This window comes from Neorhizobium huautlense (assembly GCF_002968575.1).
GTDB classification, from domain to species: domain Bacteria; phylum Pseudomonadota; class Alphaproteobacteria; order Rhizobiales; family Rhizobiaceae; genus Neorhizobium; species Neorhizobium huautlense.
The window spans coordinates 1-796 of the sequence record NZ_PVBM01000097.1 but is presented as its reverse complement, the minus strand read 5'-3'; the positions used below and the strand labels follow the sequence as shown (position 1 = coordinate 796).

1 protein-coding gene is annotated in these 796 nt (G+C 62.3%); it reads right to left on the bottom strand.

Going from position 1 to position 796, the window contains the following annotated elements; all coding sequences use genetic code 11:
• Positions 1-755 (bottom strand): GlxA family transcriptional regulator (locus tag C5L12_RS27760; RefSeq protein WP_245423074.1); only part of this gene is annotated, 755 nt, incomplete at its 3' end.
• Positions 756-796: the final 41 nt, after the last annotated feature.

Sequence of the window (796 nt, the reverse complement as noted above, 5' to 3'; positions counted from 1 at the left end):
TGTGCCGGCGTCTCGCCTATCGCGGCGACAAACCGTCTGTGAAACGTCCTCTCCGAGAGGCCAACCTTGGCCGCAAGCCTCGGCACATCCAGCGCGGCATCGAGATTGGCCTGTGCCCACACCAGAAGATCGTCAAAGGGACCATCGGCCTTCGCCTGGGCACGCAGCAGCGGGCTGAACTGAGACTGGTAGCCAGGACGACGTGCGTAGAGGACGAGGCGCTTGGCGACCCGGCTTGCAATCGCGCTGCCGAGATCCTCGCTGATCATGGCAAGGGCCATGTCAATACCGGTGGTCACTCCGGCCGATGTCCAGACGTTGCCGTCGATGACATAAAGCGCATCGGCGTCGACCGTAAGGGAGGGGTAGAGTCGCGCAAGCGGTTCGCAGGCGCTCCAATGTGTGGCAACACGCTTGCCGTTCACAAGTCCCGCCGCTGCGAGCACAAAAGTGCCGGCGCAAACCGACCCGATACGCCTAACGGAAGAGGCGCTCTGCGACAACCACCGCCTTAATGCCGGCGTCTGGGCTGCTGCGGTAACCGCGCCGGCCTCCGCTCCGGCGACCAGGATTGTATCTACGGGCCGTGGCCCCTGCGTCAATGCTTTGGTTTCGACGACGACACCGCTGCTGCTCTGCACCGCACCACCGTTCGGCGAGGCCAAATGCACGGCATAGTATGCAGGCATTCCGTCCTCTGAGAGAGCGTGATTGGCGGATGCGAAAACGGACGCCGGGCCGGTCGCATCTAGCAATTCGAAGTCCTGATAAACAGCGATGACTATATGATGCAGCA